The sequence below is a fragment of the Methylocystis borbori genome (assembly GCF_036576025.1).
GTDB classification, from domain to species: Bacteria; Pseudomonadota; Alphaproteobacteria; order Rhizobiales; family Beijerinckiaceae; genus Methylocystis; species Methylocystis borbori.
Map to the genome: position 1 here is coordinate 124933 of NZ_JAZHYN010000002.1, position 14742 is coordinate 139674.

15 protein-coding genes and 1 pseudogene are annotated in these 14742 nt (G+C 63.8%); 11 read left to right on the forward strand and 5 right to left on the reverse strand.

Going from position 1 to position 14742, the window contains the following annotated elements:
- Positions 1 to 79: 79 nt before the first annotated feature.
- The 3 genes from V3H18_RS01445 to der all read left to right on the forward strand — a co-directional run bounded on the left by V3H18_RS01445 (position 80) and on the right by der (position 3714).
- Positions 80 to 1408 (forward strand): PQQ-dependent sugar dehydrogenase, encoded by a 1329-nt coding sequence (locus tag V3H18_RS01445; protein WP_332080090.1) that lies wholly within the window; start codon positions 80 to 82, stop codon positions 1406 to 1408.
- 92 nt (positions 1409 to 1500) lie between these two features.
- Positions 1501 to 2274 carry a tetratricopeptide repeat protein gene (locus V3H18_RS01450; RefSeq protein ID WP_332080091.1) on the forward strand — a complete coding sequence of 258 codons (774 nt, stop codon included), beginning with the start codon at positions 1501 to 1503 and terminating at the stop codon, positions 2272 to 2274.
- 39 nt (positions 2275 to 2313) lie between these two features.
- On the forward strand, positions 2314 to 3714 hold the full coding sequence (gene der, locus V3H18_RS01455) for a ribosome biogenesis GTPase Der (protein ID WP_332080092.1): 1401 nt from the start codon (positions 2314 to 2316) through the stop codon (positions 3712 to 3714).
- Here der and V3H18_RS01460 read toward each other — a convergent pair.
- Positions 3711 to 4316, reverse strand: a complete 606-nt coding sequence (locus tag V3H18_RS01460) for a poly-gamma-glutamate hydrolase family protein (RefSeq protein ID WP_332080093.1) — start codon at positions 4314 to 4316, stop codon at positions 3711 to 3713. The genes der and V3H18_RS01460 overlap by 4 nt on opposite strands.
- A gap of 55 nt (positions 4317 to 4371) precedes the next feature.
- Here V3H18_RS01460 and V3H18_RS01465 point away from each other — a divergent pair, with 55 nt between their 5' ends.
- The 5 genes from V3H18_RS01465 to V3H18_RS01485 all read left to right on the forward strand — a co-directional run bounded on the left by V3H18_RS01465 (position 4372) and on the right by V3H18_RS01485 (position 9950).
- Positions 4372 to 5382 (forward strand): methyltransferase, encoded by a 1011-nt coding sequence (locus tag V3H18_RS01465; RefSeq protein WP_332080094.1) that lies wholly within the window; start codon positions 4372 to 4374, stop codon positions 5380 to 5382.
- 158 nt (positions 5383 to 5540) lie between these two features.
- Positions 5541 to 5960, forward strand: a complete 420-nt coding sequence (locus V3H18_RS01470) for a rubrerythrin family protein (RefSeq protein ID WP_332080095.1) — start codon at positions 5541 to 5543, stop codon at positions 5958 to 5960.
- 152 nt (positions 5961 to 6112) lie between these two features.
- Positions 6113 to 7456: a (Fe-S)-binding protein gene (locus V3H18_RS01475; RefSeq protein ID WP_332080096.1), complete on the forward strand. Its 1344-nt coding sequence runs from the start codon at positions 6113 to 6115 to the stop codon at positions 7454 to 7456.
- Between the two features lie 152 nt (positions 7457 to 7608).
- Positions 7609 to 8199, forward strand: a complete 591-nt coding sequence (locus tag V3H18_RS01480) for a DUF3501 family protein (RefSeq protein WP_332080097.1) — start codon at positions 7609 to 7611, stop codon at positions 8197 to 8199.
- A 164-nt stretch (positions 8200 to 8363) separates the two neighbouring features.
- A complete protein-coding gene (locus V3H18_RS01485) occupies positions 8364 to 9950 on the forward strand; it encodes a peptide chain release factor 3 (protein WP_332080098.1) in 1587 nt (528 codons plus the stop codon).
- Positions 9951 to 9971: 21 nt separating this feature from the next.
- Here V3H18_RS01485 and V3H18_RS01490 read toward each other — a convergent pair whose 3' ends face one another.
- From V3H18_RS01490 to V3H18_RS01505, 4 genes are all read right to left on the reverse strand, one after another.
- Positions 9972 to 10115 (reverse strand): hypothetical protein, encoded by a 144-nt coding sequence (locus V3H18_RS01490; RefSeq protein ID WP_332080099.1) that lies wholly within the window; start codon positions 10113 to 10115, stop codon positions 9972 to 9974.
- Positions 10116 to 10159: 44 nt separating this feature from the next.
- Positions 10160 to 10999, reverse strand: coding sequence for an intradiol ring-cleavage dioxygenase (locus V3H18_RS01495; protein ID WP_332080100.1), 840 nt, complete (start codon positions 10997 to 10999; stop codon positions 10160 to 10162).
- 114 nt (positions 11000 to 11113) lie between these two features.
- Positions 11114 to 11767 (reverse strand): TetR/AcrR family transcriptional regulator, encoded by a 654-nt coding sequence (locus V3H18_RS01500; RefSeq protein WP_332080101.1) that lies wholly within the window; start codon positions 11765 to 11767, stop codon positions 11114 to 11116.
- Complete coding sequence (locus tag V3H18_RS01505; protein ID WP_332080102.1) at positions 11764 to 12384, reverse strand: hypothetical protein; 621 nt, start codon at positions 12382 to 12384, stop codon at positions 11764 to 11766. Before V3H18_RS01505 ends, V3H18_RS01500 begins: the two co-directional genes overlap by 4 nt.
- Before the next feature lie 249 nt (positions 12385 to 12633).
- On the opposite strand from V3H18_RS01505, the gene glyA reads away from it, so the two are divergent.
- The 3 genes and pseudogenes from glyA to V3H18_RS01520 form a co-directional block, all read left to right on the forward strand.
- Positions 12634 to 13908 carry a serine hydroxymethyltransferase gene (gene glyA / locus V3H18_RS01510; protein ID WP_332080103.1) on the forward strand — a complete coding sequence of 425 codons (1275 nt, stop codon included), beginning with the start codon at positions 12634 to 12636 and terminating at the stop codon, positions 13906 to 13908.
- Positions 13909 to 14067: 159 nt separating this feature from the next.
- Complete coding sequence (gene nrdR, locus V3H18_RS01515; RefSeq protein ID WP_332080104.1) at positions 14068 to 14568, forward strand: transcriptional regulator NrdR; 501 nt, start codon at positions 14068 to 14070, stop codon at positions 14566 to 14568.
- Positions 14565 to 14742, forward strand: a pseudogene (locus V3H18_RS01520) (bifunctional diaminohydroxyphosphoribosylaminopyrimidine deaminase/5-amino-6-(5-phosphoribosylamino)uracil reductase RibD); the annotation flags it as partial. The gene nrdR and the pseudogene V3H18_RS01520, both read left to right, overlap by 4 nt.

Below are 14742 nucleotides of genomic sequence, written 5' to 3' on the forward strand. Positions count from 1 at the left end.
TCATCATATATTTGTCCGCATCGCCGTCCATCGATCCTTTAGATCGTCAAATTATCGGACGACATGCGAAGGAGACGCCATGGCGGCGAATATCGTCTGCAGAAGCTTACTCGCGGCGTCTCTCATTGGGCTCGCCGCTTGCGACCGCGGCCCGGAACTGCCCGAAAGCGCCGGCTATGGCCCCAATCCGACGCTGCCGGAGCCGCATCCGACGGGCGCCTTTCCCTATGTGAACATCGCGCGCGCCGTCGGCTGGCGGGCGCATGAGGCGCCGACGACGGCAAGCGGCCTCTCTGTGCAGGCGTTGGCCTCCGGCCTCGACCATCCGCGCTGGCTTTACGAATTGCCGAACGGCGACATTCTCGTCGCCGAGACCGACGCGCCGCCCACGCCCGAGGGCTTGGGGAGCGGGGGAATAAAGGGATTTTTCACGAGATTTTTTATGAATGAGGCCGGCGCGCAAAAGCCGAGCGCCAATCGCATAACCCTGCTGCGCGACGCGGACGGAGACGGCGTCGCCGAGACGAAAGAGGCCTTTCTCGCAAATCTCAATTCGCCTTTCGGCATGGCGCTGATCGGCGACGAGCTTTATGTCGCGAACGCCGATGCGCTTCTGCGCTTTCCCTATAAGGAGGGCGATACGCATATCGACGCCGAGCCGGAAAAGGTCGCCGACCTTCCCGCCGGCCGCAATTACCATTGGACCAAGAGCCTTCTCGCGGACCCGGTCGGCTCGCGGCTTTATGTCGGCGTCGGCTCCAATTCCAACGTCGCCGAACATGGGATGGAGGAGGAGCAGGATCGCGCCGCCATTCTGGAGATCGATCCGACTGACGGGTCTTCGCGCGTTTTCGCGTCGGGACTGCGCAATCCCGTCGGCATGGGCTGGAATCCCGCGACGGGAGAACTCTGGGCCTCGGTGAACGAACGCGACGAACTCGGCGACAATCTCGTGCCAGATTATATGACGTCCGTGCGCGACGGCGCCTTTTACGGCTGGCCCTATAGCTATTATGGCCAGCACGTCGACCCGCGCGTCCAGCCGCAAAACGCCGAACTCGTCAAAATGGCGATCCGCCCGGATTATGCGCTGGGTTCGCACACGGGTTCGCTCGGCTTCACATTCGTGGAGGAGGCCGATCTGGGGCCGTTCCAGCAAGGGGCCTTTATCGGTCAGCATGGATCGTGGAACCGGAGTCCGCGCGCCGGCTATCGCGTGATTTTCGTCAAATTCGACAAGGGCGTTCCCGTCGGCCAGCCGCAAGAGGTATTGACCGGTTTTCTTAGCGAGCAGGGCGAGGCGCGCGGCAGGCCGGTCGGCGTCATCATCGACAAGCGCGGGGGCTTGCTCGTCGCCGACGACGTCGGCGGCGCCGTATGGCGCGTCGCGTCGAAGCGGGGCGAATAAGCCCCAGCGTCAAACTCGCATTTGCGGGCGGCCTGTGCTAACGCCTGCGGCAGGCGCGGGCCTTCGCGGGCGCAATCAAGGGTTTGGAGCCTATGTCCGACATTTTCCATGAGGTCGACGAAGACGTTCGCCGGGATAGGGCCGCCGAGCTGTGGCGGCGCTATCAGACGCCGATCTTCATCCTCGCCGTCCTGATCGTCGCCGCGACCGGCGCATGGAGCTATTACCAGACCAATCGCCAGAAGGCGGCCGAGGCCGCCAACGCCCGTTTCGAGGCCGCCGTCGCGCTGGCCAATGAGGGCAAGAACGCCGAAGCCGCGGCGGCTTTCGACGCCATCGTCAAGGACGGCCCCAAGGGCTATGCGGGGCTCGCCCGCATTCGCGCCGCCGAGGCGCGTCCCGACAAGGCGCAGGCTCTCAAGGAGCTTGAGGCGATCAGCGACGACAGGAACGTCGACAAGCTGACGCAGGAGGTCGCGCTGTTGCGCGCCGCGCTGCTGGTCATGGAGACCGGCGACCGCGAAAATATGATGCGCGCCCTCGCGCCCTTGATGCTCTCGGACGCCTCGTTCCGTTTTTCCGCCAATGAGTGGAACGGGCTCGACGCCCTCGCCAATAATGATTTCGACGAGGCCGAGCGGGTGTTCAATCTGCTGCTCAACGATCGCGACGCGCCGCAGTCGATGCGTCAGCGCGCCGCCGCCTATCGCGGCTTGCTGCACGCCAAGCGCGGTCCGAAGGCCGCAGCTCCCAGCGCCACGGGAGCGAACGGCGGCAACATCGCCGTGACGCCGGTGATCGAGCCCGAAACCGAAGGCGCGGCGCCGTCGGGCGAGGCGCCGCTCGAGGCGAAGCCGGCGAATTAATCCGCAAGGCGCGCGGAGCGTCGCCGCGAAAGTCTGGTCATGTCTTTTTCACTCGCCATCATCGGCCGGCCGAATGTTGGCAAATCGACGCTGTTCAACCGGCTGACCGGTAAGAAGCTGGCGCTTGTCGACGATCGCCCCGGGGTGACGCGCGATCGCCGCGAGGGCGAAGCGAAGCTCGCCGATCTGCGTTTCACGATCATCGACACGGCGGGGCTGGAGGAAGGCGCGCAGGCGACATTGGAAGGCCGCATGCGCGCCCAGACCGAGAGCGCGATCCATTCCGCCGACGCCATCCTGTTCCTCATCGACGCGCGCGTGGGCGTGACGCCGGACGATAAATATTTCGCCGATCTCGTCCGCCGCGCCGGCAAGCCCGTGATCCTTATCGCCAATAAGGCGGAGGGCAAGGCGGGAGAGGCTGGCGTGCTGGAGGCTTTCTCGCTTGGCCTGGGCGATCCCGTGCCGCTTTCCGCCGAACATGGCGAGGGCATGGCCGATCTTTATGACGCGCTGCTGGAGGCGCTGCCGGAAGAAACCGCCGAACCTGCGGAAGAAGAGACGCAAAGCGTCGAAAATCTGCGCGACGACGAAGAGGACGGCAGCGATCTCGACGTGACGAAGCCGCTGCGCATCGCCGTTCTCGGACGGCCGAACGCCGGCAAATCGACCCTCATCAACCGCATTCTCGGCGAAGAGCGCCTGCTGACCGGACCCGAAGCCGGCATCACCCGCGATTCCATTGGCGTCGATTTTCTCTGGCGCGACCGCAAGATAAAGCTCTTCGACACCGCGGGCCTGCGTAAGCGCGCGCGCATCGTCGACAAGCTCGAAAAGCTCTCCGCCGCCGACGCGCTGCGGGCGGCGCGCTTCTCCGAAGTCGTGGTGCTGCTCGTCGACTCGACCATCCCTTTCGAGAAGCAGGATTTGACCATCGCCGACCTCGCCGCGCGCGAGGGCCGCGCCGTCGTCATCGCGCTCGGCAAATGGGATCTCATCGAAAATCCCGGCGCGACGCTCCCGCTTTTGCGCGAGGAAGCGGACCGGCTGCTGGCGCAATTGCGCGGATGTCCGGTGGTTCCGGTCTCCGGCGCGACAGGGCAGGGGCTCGACAAGCTCATGGAGGCGATCGTCGCCGTTCATGCGACATGGAACCGGCGCATCGCCACCGCGCGACTCAACCGCTGGCTTCTCGCGCAGGTCGAGGAGACGCCCCCGCCGGCGGTCTCCGGCCGGCGGATCAAAATCCGCTACATCACCCAGGCGAAATCGCGCCCGCCGCATTTCGTGATTTTCGGCAATCAGCTCGACGAATTGCCGGCGAGCTACGAGCGCTTCCTCGTCAACGGTCTGCGCAAGACCTTTGATCTCCCCGGCGTGCCGATCCGGATTTCGAAAAAGGCGGGCGATAATCCTTACGCGGGAAATCGACGGGATTAAGCCGTAAGCGGCCCTGCGCGCTCAAGCGCGTCGCGCACCGCCGCCCCAAGCGCGGCGCGCCGCGAGGGTTCGTTCGCCATGGCGGTTCTGAGCGTTTCAGGCAGTTCGAGTTGAACGCCGGCGCCGCGCCCGCATCTGTTGCAGATATTGGCCGGATCGCGCCCCGAGAGGCGATGGCCTTCTCCCACCGCCTTCGCCTCGAAACCGGCGCGCACGAGCGCGTCGCAAATGGCGTCGCGCAGGCTTTCATGCAGGCCGCCGACCCAGACCGACGCGCGGTCCACGCCATCTATTCGGCCATGCACGCCCATCGCGATCTCGGAAGCGGCGACGAGACGCAGCGCTTGCGGCTCGTCGAAGCGAGTCGAGGCGATATGGAGGCTTTTCCCCTTCGCGCGCGGCCTGAGGCTTTCGAAGCAATAGAGCGAGAAGCGGTTGGAAGCGATCGCCGCCGCGATCTGCGAGGTTCCGCGCTCGATCCGCCCGCCATGCGGCGCGACGATCGCGAAAGGCGAAGCGCGCGGCGCTATGTGGATGCGATAATCGACGCCTTCGATTTCATTCGCCGCGAGCGTCGCGAAGCTATCGTATAGGTCCGCCATGTGATTAAAGGCCCGAATGTTTCGGCCGGATTGAGTCGCGCTTAAGGGAAACATTATGACCGCGAAGCCTTCTCCTGAAAAACTCCTCGCCCTAGGCCTATCCTTCTGGAACGCCAAGGCGCTCCTTTCCGCGGTGGAGATTGGCGTTTTCGACGCGCTCGCCGGGGGACCCGCCGATCTTCCGGCGCTCACGAAAAAGCTCGGCCTGCACCCGCGTTCGGCGCGCGATTTCCTCGACGCGCTGACGGCGATGAAGATCTTGAAGCGCGAGGATGGCATTTACGCCAACACGCCCGAAACCGATCTTTTCCTCGTTCGCGCCCGCCCGAGCTATGTGGGCGGCCTGCTGGAGATGGCCAATGCGCGTCTTTACGCGAGCTGGGGACATCTGACCGAGGCGCTGAGGACGGGCGAGCGCCAGAGCGAGAATAAGGAGGAGGGCGATCTTTTCGGCGCTCTCTATGCCGATCCCGATCGCCTACGTGGATTTCTCGCGGCGATGAGCGGCGTCAGCGCCGGGGCGGCGCAGGCGATCGCGGAAAAATTTCCGTGGCGAGACTACAAGACTTTCGTCGATGTCGGCGCGGCGCAGGGCATGGTTCCGGTGACGCTCGCAAGCGCTCACCCACATCTTTCGGGCGCCGGTTTCGACCTTCCGGCGGTCGGCCCGATTTTTTCCGACTTTGTCGCCGCGAATAATCTTTCCGACCGGCTGCAATTTCATCCGGGCGATTTCTTCAAGGATCCGCTTCCCAAGGCGGATGTGATCGTCATGGGCCATATCCTGCACGATTGGGACCTCGCGCAGAAACGCCAATTGCTGGCGAAAGCCTATGAGGCGCTGCCCGAGGGCGGGGCGCTGATCGTCTATGAGGCGCTGATCGACGACGACCGCAGCGAGAACGCCTTCGGCCTGCTCATGAGTCTCAACATGCTGATCGAGACGACCGGCGGCTTCGATTATTCGGGCGCGGATTGCCAGGGCTGGATGCAAGAGGCGGGCTTCGCGAAGACGCGCGTCGAACATCTCGTCGGTCCCGATTCCATGGTCATCGGCTACAAATAGGGGCGCTTTGGCGCCGGGCGCGCGCCGGAGGAGGCGCGGCGAAAAGTCTCGGCGGCCGCCCGATTTTTGGTTGGACAGGAGCCAGTTTTGAATTATTCTAATTCCTGTCTCGGCGTCCCGTCGCGGTACGCCGATGTGAAATTGCTGGAGGCAAGAAAATGTCTACGCTCAAGGGCAGCAAGACCGAAGAGAATCTGAAGGCCGCCTTCGCCGGCGAGTCGCAGGCGAATCGCCGCTACCTGTATTTCGCCCAAAAGGCGGACGTCGAAGGCTATAACGACGTCGCCGCCGTGTTCCGTTCGACCGCGGAAGGCGAGACCGGCCATGCCCACGGCCACCTCGAATTCCTGGAGAGCGTCGGCGATCCGGCCACCGGCCTGCCGATCGGCAAGACTGGCGACAATCTCAAGGCCGCCGTCGCCGGCGAGACCCATGAATATACGGATATGTACCCTGGCATGGCCCGCTCGGCCCGCGAGGAAGGCTTCGAGGAGATCGCCGACTGGTTCGAGACGCTCGCTAAGGCCGAGCGCTCGCACGCCGGCCGCTTCCAGAAGGCGCTCGACGAACTGAAGTAAGCCGCATCGAGCCCTTTTCCCGCTGCGCGGGAGAAGGAGGCCTTGCGCAGGAAGAGTCGGATGAGGGCCCGCCCTTGCCCGGCTTCTCCCGCAAGCCACCCTCTCCTGAAAGCGGGAGAGGGGCGCCCGGCATTCCCCACAACAGGACCATCATGAGAGAAGGCAGTCTTGAAGCCCCGATCCGGCATCCGCTGGATTGGAAGAGCGCGGATTTCTATGACGAGGCTAAGCTCGACGCCGAGATGCGGCGCGTCTTCGACATTTGTCACACCTGCCGGCGCTGCTTCAATCTGTGCGACTCCTTTCCGCGGCTCTTCGATCTCGTCGACGAATCGAAGAGCGGCGAACTCGACACGGTGGCGAGCGCCGATTTCAAGAGCGTCGTGGACGCCTGCACGCTCTGCGACATGTGCTTCATGACGAAGTGCCCCTATGTGCCGCCGCATGAATTCAACATCGACTTTCCGCATCTGATTCTGCGCTATCGCGCCGTCGAGGCGAAGAAGAAGGGCGTGTCGTTCGCCGATCGCGAACTGGCTGAGACGGACCGCAACGGCAAATGGGCGACGCTGATCGCCGGCGCCGCCAATTGGGCGACCCGTCGCGGCAGTCCGCTGCGCGGCATTGAAGAGAAAATCGCCGGCCTCGACGAGAACGCCCAACTGCCGAAATATGCCAGCAGGACGCTTGAGGTCGAGGCCGCCGCCGCTCCGCCCGCGCGCAACGAGGCCGGTCCCGCCAAGGGACGCAAGGCCGTGCTCTACGCCACCTGCTATGGCGATTATAATGATACCTCCATCGGCATGGCGGCGCTCGCCGTCCTGGCGAAGAACGGCGTCGAGACGAAAGTCGTGAACCCGCATTGCTGCGGCATGCCGAAGCTGGAGCAGGGGCTGATCGACGAGGTCGCCGAGGCCGCGCGCAAGGTCGCCGAGGCCTTCGCGCCCTATATCAACGATGGCTATGACATCGTCGCGCCGGTGCCCTCTTGCGCGCTGATGCTGAAATTCGAATGGCCGCTCATCCTCCCCGAGGACGAGAGCGTCAAGCGCCTCGCCAAGTCGACCTTCGATCTCTCTGAATATGTCGTCGACATCGCCCGCAAGGAGGGGCTCGCCGAAGGCATGGCGCCGATCGACGGCGGCGTGGCTTTCCATGTCTCCTGTCATTCGCGCGCGCAGAATATCGGCCAGAAAGGCGCGGAGCTTTTGGCGCTCATTCCGCAAGCCGACGTGACCGTGGTCGAGCGCTGTTCGGGCCATGGCGGCGCCTGGGGCTATAAGAAGGGCAATTTCGAAACGGCGATGAAAGTCGGCAAGCCGGCGGCGCGCCAGATTCAGGGCGCCGGCAAGAAACATGTGGTGTCCGAATGTCCGCTCGCCGGCCTGCATATAGAGCAGGAGATCGAGACGCTCGGCGGCGAGGCGCCAGAACCCCAGCTTGTCGGCCATCCGATCGTGCTGATGGCAAGGGCTTACGGAGTCACGGGCGTGTAGATGCCGTTTTTTCCTCATCCTGAGGAGCGAGCGAAGCTCGCGTCTCGAAGGACGAGGAAAAAGTTGCGCAGGATGCCTCGCCCTCGTGCTTCGAGACGCATCCCTTGGATGCTCCTCAGCATGAGGGCTCAGGTTGATGGAGCATCGAAAAGATGACGACACGTCACGAACTCACCGCCGCCGACATTCTGCCCTGGGCGGAATATGCGAAGGATCGCGCCGAGCATCGACGCCGCCTCACCGCGATCAAGCGCAGCCGCCGCGTCGAGGTCGGCCCTTTCGTGACCTTCTATTTCGAGAGTTTCGACACGATGTGGCTGCAGGTGCAGGAGATGCTGCACATCGAGAAGGGTGGCGAGGCGCAGCTCGCCGACGAACTCGCGGCCTATAATCCGCTCATTCCCAAGGGCAAGGAGCTCGTCGCGACCTTCATGATCGAGATCGACGACGCGCTGCGCCGCGCGCGGGTGCTGGCGGGGCTTGGCGGCATCGAGCAGACGGCTTTTATCGAAGTCGGCGGCGCGCGCGTCGCCGGCAAGGCGGAAGAAGACCAGGAGCGCACCTCCGAAGAGGGCAAGGCGAGCAGCGTGCAATTCGTGCATTTTCCCTTCGCCGACGCGCAGATTGCGGCGTTCAAGGAGCCGAATGCGCGGGTGATCCTGGGCTTCACGCATCCGAACTACAGCCATATGGCGGTGTTGTCGGAGGCGACCCGCGCGGCGCTGGCGGAGGATTTCGCCTGAGGCCGCGCTTGTCCGCGGCATCCCCCAGGGAAGCGGCGCGCTATCCCGTTGCGGACGGCGGGGAAGAGCCCGGCCCTAGGCTCTCAGAAGAAATGCGGGATTGCCGGGGCCGTCGCTTGTCGCTAAGTCGGACGCCTGACTTTTCTTCCTGACCCGAGCAGCCTTTGAATACTCTCACCACCCGCGACCCCGTCTCGCGGCGGCGCACTTTCGCGATCATCTCGCATCCCGACGCCGGCAAGACCACGCTCACCGAAAAGCTGCTGCTTTTCGGCGGCGCGATCCAGCTTGCCGGCGCCGTCAAGGCCAAGCGCAACGCCCAGCAGACCCGCTCGGACTGGATGAATATCGAACGCGAGCGCGGCATTTCCGTCGTCACCTCGGTAATGACCTTCGAATACGCCGATTGCGTCTTCAATCTCTTGGACACGCCCGGCCACGAGGACTTCTCCGAGGACACTTATCGCACGCTCTCCGCTGTCGACGCGGCGGTGATGGTGATCGACGCGGCGAAGGGCATCGAGGCGCGCACGCGCAAGCTTTTCGAGGTTTGCAGGCTGCGCGACATTCCCATCGTCACCTTCATCAACAAGCTCGACCGCGAAGCGCGCGATCCTTTCGAGCTGCTCGACGAGATCGAAAAGACGCTGGCGCTCGACGCGACGCCGATCACCTGGCCCATCGGCTCGGGCAAGGGCTTCGCCGGCACCTATCGCTTCGCGACGAAAACCGTGCGCCAGATCGACAAGGACGCCGAAGTTCTGCAAACGAGCGGCATCGACGATCCGCTCTTCGACAGGCTCTTGCCGAATGGCGCGGAGGCCTGGCGCGAGGAGGCGGCGCTCGCGGAAGAAGGCAGCAAGCCTTTCGATCTTTCGGCCTTTCGCGAAGGGCATCTCACCCCCGTTTTTTTCGGCAGCGCTTTACGCAATTTCGGCGTGCGCGATCTCATCGACGCCATGGCCGAATATGCGCCGAGCCCCCGCGCGCAGGAGGCGAATAAGCGCGTCGTCGAGGCCCATGAGCCGAAGATGACGGGCTTCGTCTTCAAGATTCAGGCGAATATGGACCCCAACCACCGCGACCGCATCGCCTTCATGCGCGTCTGCTCCGGCAAGCTCACGCGCGGCATGAAGGCGAAGCTCGCGCGCACGGGAAAGAACATTCCCCTCAACGCGCCGCAGTTCTTCTTCGCGCGCGACCGCTCCATCGCCGACGAAGCCTATGCCGGCGACGTGGTGGGGTTGCCCAATCACGGTCAGCTCCGCATCGGCGACACGCTGACCGAGGGCGAGGACATCGTCTTTCGCGGCGTGCCGAGCTTCGCGCCGGAAATTCTGCGCCGCATTCTCATCTCCGATGCGATGAAGGCGAAGAAGCTGCGTGAAGCCTTGCAGCAGCTCGCGGAGGAGGGCGTCGTGCAGGTGTTTACGCCGCATGACGGCTCCGGCTCCATCGTCGGCGTCGTCGGCGCGTTGCAGCTCGACGTGCTCGCGACGCGGCTGGAGGCCGAATATGGCTTGCAAACGCGCTATGAGCAGTCGCGTTTTACGGTCTGTCGCTGGGTGTCCTCGGACGACGCGACGGCGCTCAAGGGCTTCGTCGACTCGCATGCCTCAAGCGTCGCCGACGATCTCGACGGCGCGCCGGTGTTCATGGCGCCGTCGGATTTCTCGCTGCGCTATGACGCCGAACGCAATCCGGCGATCGTCTTTTCGGATGTGAAGGATTATCAGAAGAACGCTGCATGAGCGCTGGAATCGCAAGACGCCTTACGCGCCCTTGACGAGCGCCCAGAGCGCGATGACGAGCGCGACCGTCGCGACGATGATGAAGAGATTCTCGGTCAGCTCCAGATATTGTTGAGCCTCGACCAGAACCGCATCAAAATATTGGCTATTCCATAGCGACTGCATTTTGGTCCTCGGTCGGGGGGAATGGCGAAATTCGACCCTGCGCGTCATTCGATTCCAGGAACAAGCGGCTGAGCGCGCTTGGGATCGCGTGGCGGCGTTCCCGGCGCGTCGGGCGGCGGCCCAAATCCTTCCGGAGGCCTGACGGATGAAGCCTTGGAGCGCGCGGCGGGATCGACGCCGATGACGAGAGAAACGAGATAGCGCTGATCCTCTTCAGTGACGCTTGCAAAGGAGCCCAGGCCCGCGCCGATCGCGATGAAATCGTCCTTGTTCATCGTATTTCGCGGGGCCTTCCGCTCCGAATAGGGCGGAATATTGCGATAGATGAATTCGCTCAGCGCGTCGGGGAAGAAGAGTTGCCCCGTCAATATGTTCGACTGATCCAGGAACGCCTTGAAATGGATGTGCGTCGTGCGTCCGGGATACCAGCCGGGATAGATCGATTTGAAGTTCACGACGCCATTATTGTCGGCGATCTGAGATCCGCGCAGGAAAGTTTCGTCCTTCGTGCTGATGGGATGCGTGCGGTCGTCCCCCTGTCCGGGATAGTTCGAATAGAGTCCCGCCGCGTCGCAATGCCAGACATCGACTCTCGCGCTGGGGATCGGCCTGCACGCCTGATCGACGATCTGAAGGCGCAGCATGATCGGGACGCCCACCCTGCTCTCGCGGATGTCGCAGCGAAGCAGCTTGGGATCGAAATAATAGGGGCCCTGCACAGCCTCCGGCGTCAGCAGACAAGCGCGCGCCCCGAGCAGGGGCGGACCCGCGTCGTCGTCGACCAGCGCCTGAGCGAAACTCTTGCGCGTTATCCCTTCGGCCGTCATGGCGGCGACCAATCCAAGGACGCCGCGGCGATCCAGCCAATTTCTTTTGTCATTCATGGCGCGGCCTATCGTTAGAGCCTTTGTTGCCGAAGCGGACGCCGGTTCGGCCAGGAAAATGCGTCGACTCAAAATTAGAGCGCATTCGTGAATCTATCGACGCATGAATGCGTTCTATATGTTTGCGAGCCCGCGAAGACTCAGACTGGTGAGCGTGTCGACCAGTCGTTCGAGCGACGCGTCGTCGAATTTGAGCGAAAATGGCGGGCGGGCGAGCCGCTCGGCTTCGCGGACGAAAAACATCGGCTGTTGGGCGAGCCACAGCGTCGTGAAAGTGACGGTTTCGGCGGGCGCGTCATCGGGCAGGAAGCGGCGCACGACGCGCTCCGCCAGACGAAAAATCCGCAGCGGGGAAGTCGCGACGAAGGCGTTGAACGGTTCGCTCGGCCGCACGCTTTCCCAGGCGAAGATGCGCAAGTAACTGCAGACCCGATCCCGCTTGACGAGCGGCAGAAGAAATTGATGCAGATAGAGCCGCAGCGCCTCTTCGGGCGAACGCGCATCGACCTCTTCCGGGCTCAGGAAACTGTTCTGCTCGAGGGTCTTGGTCGCCACGAGCAGCACTTCGCGGTAAAGCCCTTCCTTGCCGCCGAAGTGATAGTTGACGGCCGCTTGATTGGCGAGCGCCCTTTGCGTGATGAGCCGCACGGAGCCGCCTTCATATCCATGTTCGGCGAACACCGCCGTCGCCGCCTTGATGAGCGCCGCGCGCGTGATCTCGGCCGAGCGGGAAACGGCGCGCTGCTCGAGGGGAGTCGCGTCGTTCAAAAGCGATAATCCTCCAGCAAGCCGGCGAGCGACGATCCCAAAGACGTCGCGCCGCGCCAGGCCCCTTGGGCGATCGGCGCCAATTTTGACGAAAGCGCGGAAGGCGAGAGGCCGGCGAGGAGATGGCGCTCCGCCGTCTCGGCGCCGCGATTGACCGCTTCCGCCGCCGGGTTCGCCGCGCTCGGGCGGATCGGCGGGGTGGGGACGATTGCGACGCTGTCGGCGATTTGCGGATCGGCCGTTCTTGCCTGCTTCTTTGGCGCCTCGCGGATCGGCTTCGCAGCCGCGGGGGAGGGCTTTTCCTCATCCCAGGCGCTCGCTTCGTCCGAAGCGATGTCGAACTTCCCATAGGCGGGAAGACTCGCCAGGATCGGCGCCGCGATTTTCTCCTCGGGCGAAGAAAGCGTTTCTTCCGTCTCGACGCGGGCGAGGAATTTGCCGCTGACGGCGTCGATCTCGACGGCCGTCTCTTTAGGGGCGAAGATTTCGTCGACTCTCCAATCCTGCGGCAGCAGCGCCAGCAGCGAGGCGCCGACGAAACAAGCCGCCGCATTGAGCAATATTTTGCGGGATTTGGCCGCGACCGCGGCGGCGTTTGCGTCAAATCTCTTGGGCATGAATGCCTCCTATTCAAACGAGCAGTTGAAATTCAAACGGATGTTTTAAGCGAAATTATGGCGGGGGCGTCCTAGCCGCCGCGTCCCGCACGCGCGGCGATTTGCGCCACGGGGCGCTCTTCCCGTCGCGGGCCCGCCGTGATAAGCGACCCGTCTCACGATGCGCGTCTTGAGGGCCGGCTTCGCCGATTATGGCCGGGAAGCCGGTTTTTGCTTTTGTTTCGCGCGGATAGGCATAGAGGGCATTCCATGAGCCAATCGGGTTTCTTCACCGCCTCCCTGAGCGCTTCCGATCCGGAGCTCGCCAAGGCGATCGAGCTTGAGCTCGGGCGCCAGAAGCATGAGATCGAACTGATCGCGTCGGAGAATATCGTTTCCAAGGCGGTGCTGGAGGCGCAGGGCTCGGTTCTCACCAACAAATACGCCGAGGGCTATCCGGGCAAGCGCTATTACGGCGGCTGCCAGTTCGTCGATATCGCCGAGAATCTCGCCATCGAGCGCGCCAAGCAGCTGTTTGGGTGCGGCTTCGCCAATGTGCAGCCGAATTCCGGCTCGCAGGCCAATCAGGCGGTGTTCCTCGCCCTCGCCACCCCGGGCGACAGCTTCATGGGTCTCGACCTTGCCGCGGGCGGTCATCTCACCCATGGCTCGCCGGTCAATCTCTCCGGCAAATGGTTCAAGCCGATCCCCTATACGGTGCGCAAGGACGACAACCTCATTGACATGGAGATGGTCGAAAAGCTCGCGCAAGAGCATAAGCCGAAAATCATCATCGCCGGCGGCTCGGGCTATTCGCGCATTTGGGATTTCGAGGGCTTCCGCAAGATCGCCGACAGCGTCGGCGCCTATTTCATGGTCGATATGGCGCATTTCGCCGGCCTCGTCGCGGCGGGCCTGCACCCTTCACCGATTCCGCACGCCCATGTGACGACGACGACGACGCATAAGACGCTGCGCGGTCCGCGCGGCGGCATGGTGCTGACGAATGACGAGGATATCGCCAAGAAGATCAATTCGGCGGTGTTCCCCGGCCTCCAGGGCGGCCCGCTGATGCATGTCATCGCCGGCAAGGCGGCGGCTTTCGGCGAGGCGCTGAAGCCGGAATTCAAAGCCTATCAGCAGCAGGTGAAGGACAACGCGCAGACGCTCGCGCAGACGCTCGTCGACGCCGGCCTCGCCATTGTCTCGGGCGGCACCGACAACCATCTGATGCTCGTCGATCTGCGGCCGAAGAAACTCACCGGCAAGGCGGCGGAGGCGGCGCTCGGGCGTGCGCATATCACCTGCAACAAGAACGGCATTCCTTTCGACCCCGAAAAGCCCTTCGTCACCTCGGGCGTCAGGCTCGGCTCGCCGGCGGCGACCTCGCGCGGCTTCGGCGTCGCCGAATTCAAGGAGGTCGGCGGCCTGATCGTCGAGGTGCTGGAAGGGCTCTCGTCGAAGGGCGAAGAGGCCAATGCCGCGACGGAAGCGGCGGTGAAGGAAAAAGTTCACGCGCTGACCGCGAAGTTCCCGATTTACTAACAGCGGGGCGCTTCCTTCTCCCGCTTGCGGGAGAAGGCGCCGCGCGAAAGCGCGACGGATGAGGGGTCTCTCCGCCGCGCGAATTATGATAGCCCTCACCCGACCCCGCGTCGCGGGGCTGCCCTCTCCCGCAAGCGGGAGAGGGGAAAGGCGGCCGATATGCGCTGTCCCTATTGCGGCTCTTCCGACACCCAGGTGAAGGACTCGCGTCCGGCGGAGGATTCGTCCTGCATCCGCCGCCGCCGGGTCTGTTCGACCTGCGGCGGACGTTTCACGACCTTCGAGCGCGTGCAATTGCGCGAGATCGTTGTCGTCAAGAAGTCGGGTCGCCGCGCGCCGTTCGATCGCGACAAGCTCACGCGATCGGTCGAGATCGCGCTGCGCAAGCGTCCGGTGGAGTCCGAGCGGGTGGAGCAGATGATTTCCGGGATCGTGAGGCAGTTGGAAAGTCTGGGAGAAGTCGAAATCGAAAGCCAGCGCATCGGCGAATTGGTCATCGAAGGCCTGCGTTCGCTCGACGCCGTGGCCTATGTGCGCTTCGCCTCGGTCTATCGCGACTTTCGCGAGGCGCGCGATTTTTCCGCCGTCATCGACGAATTGGAGAACGGCGGCGCCGGCGCGGCGCTTGCGCCCGATTCGGGCGACGCGGAAGACGCATGACGGTCCACGAGCCCCTTCCATACGTCGCGACGGACGAAGCCTATATGGCGGCGGCGCTGGCGCTCGGCCGGCGCAATATGGGCTGCACGGCGCCTAATCCCGCCGTCGGCGCGCTGGTCGTGCGCGACGGCGTCGTCGTCGCGCGCGGCTGGACGGCGCCGGGCGGGCGTCCTC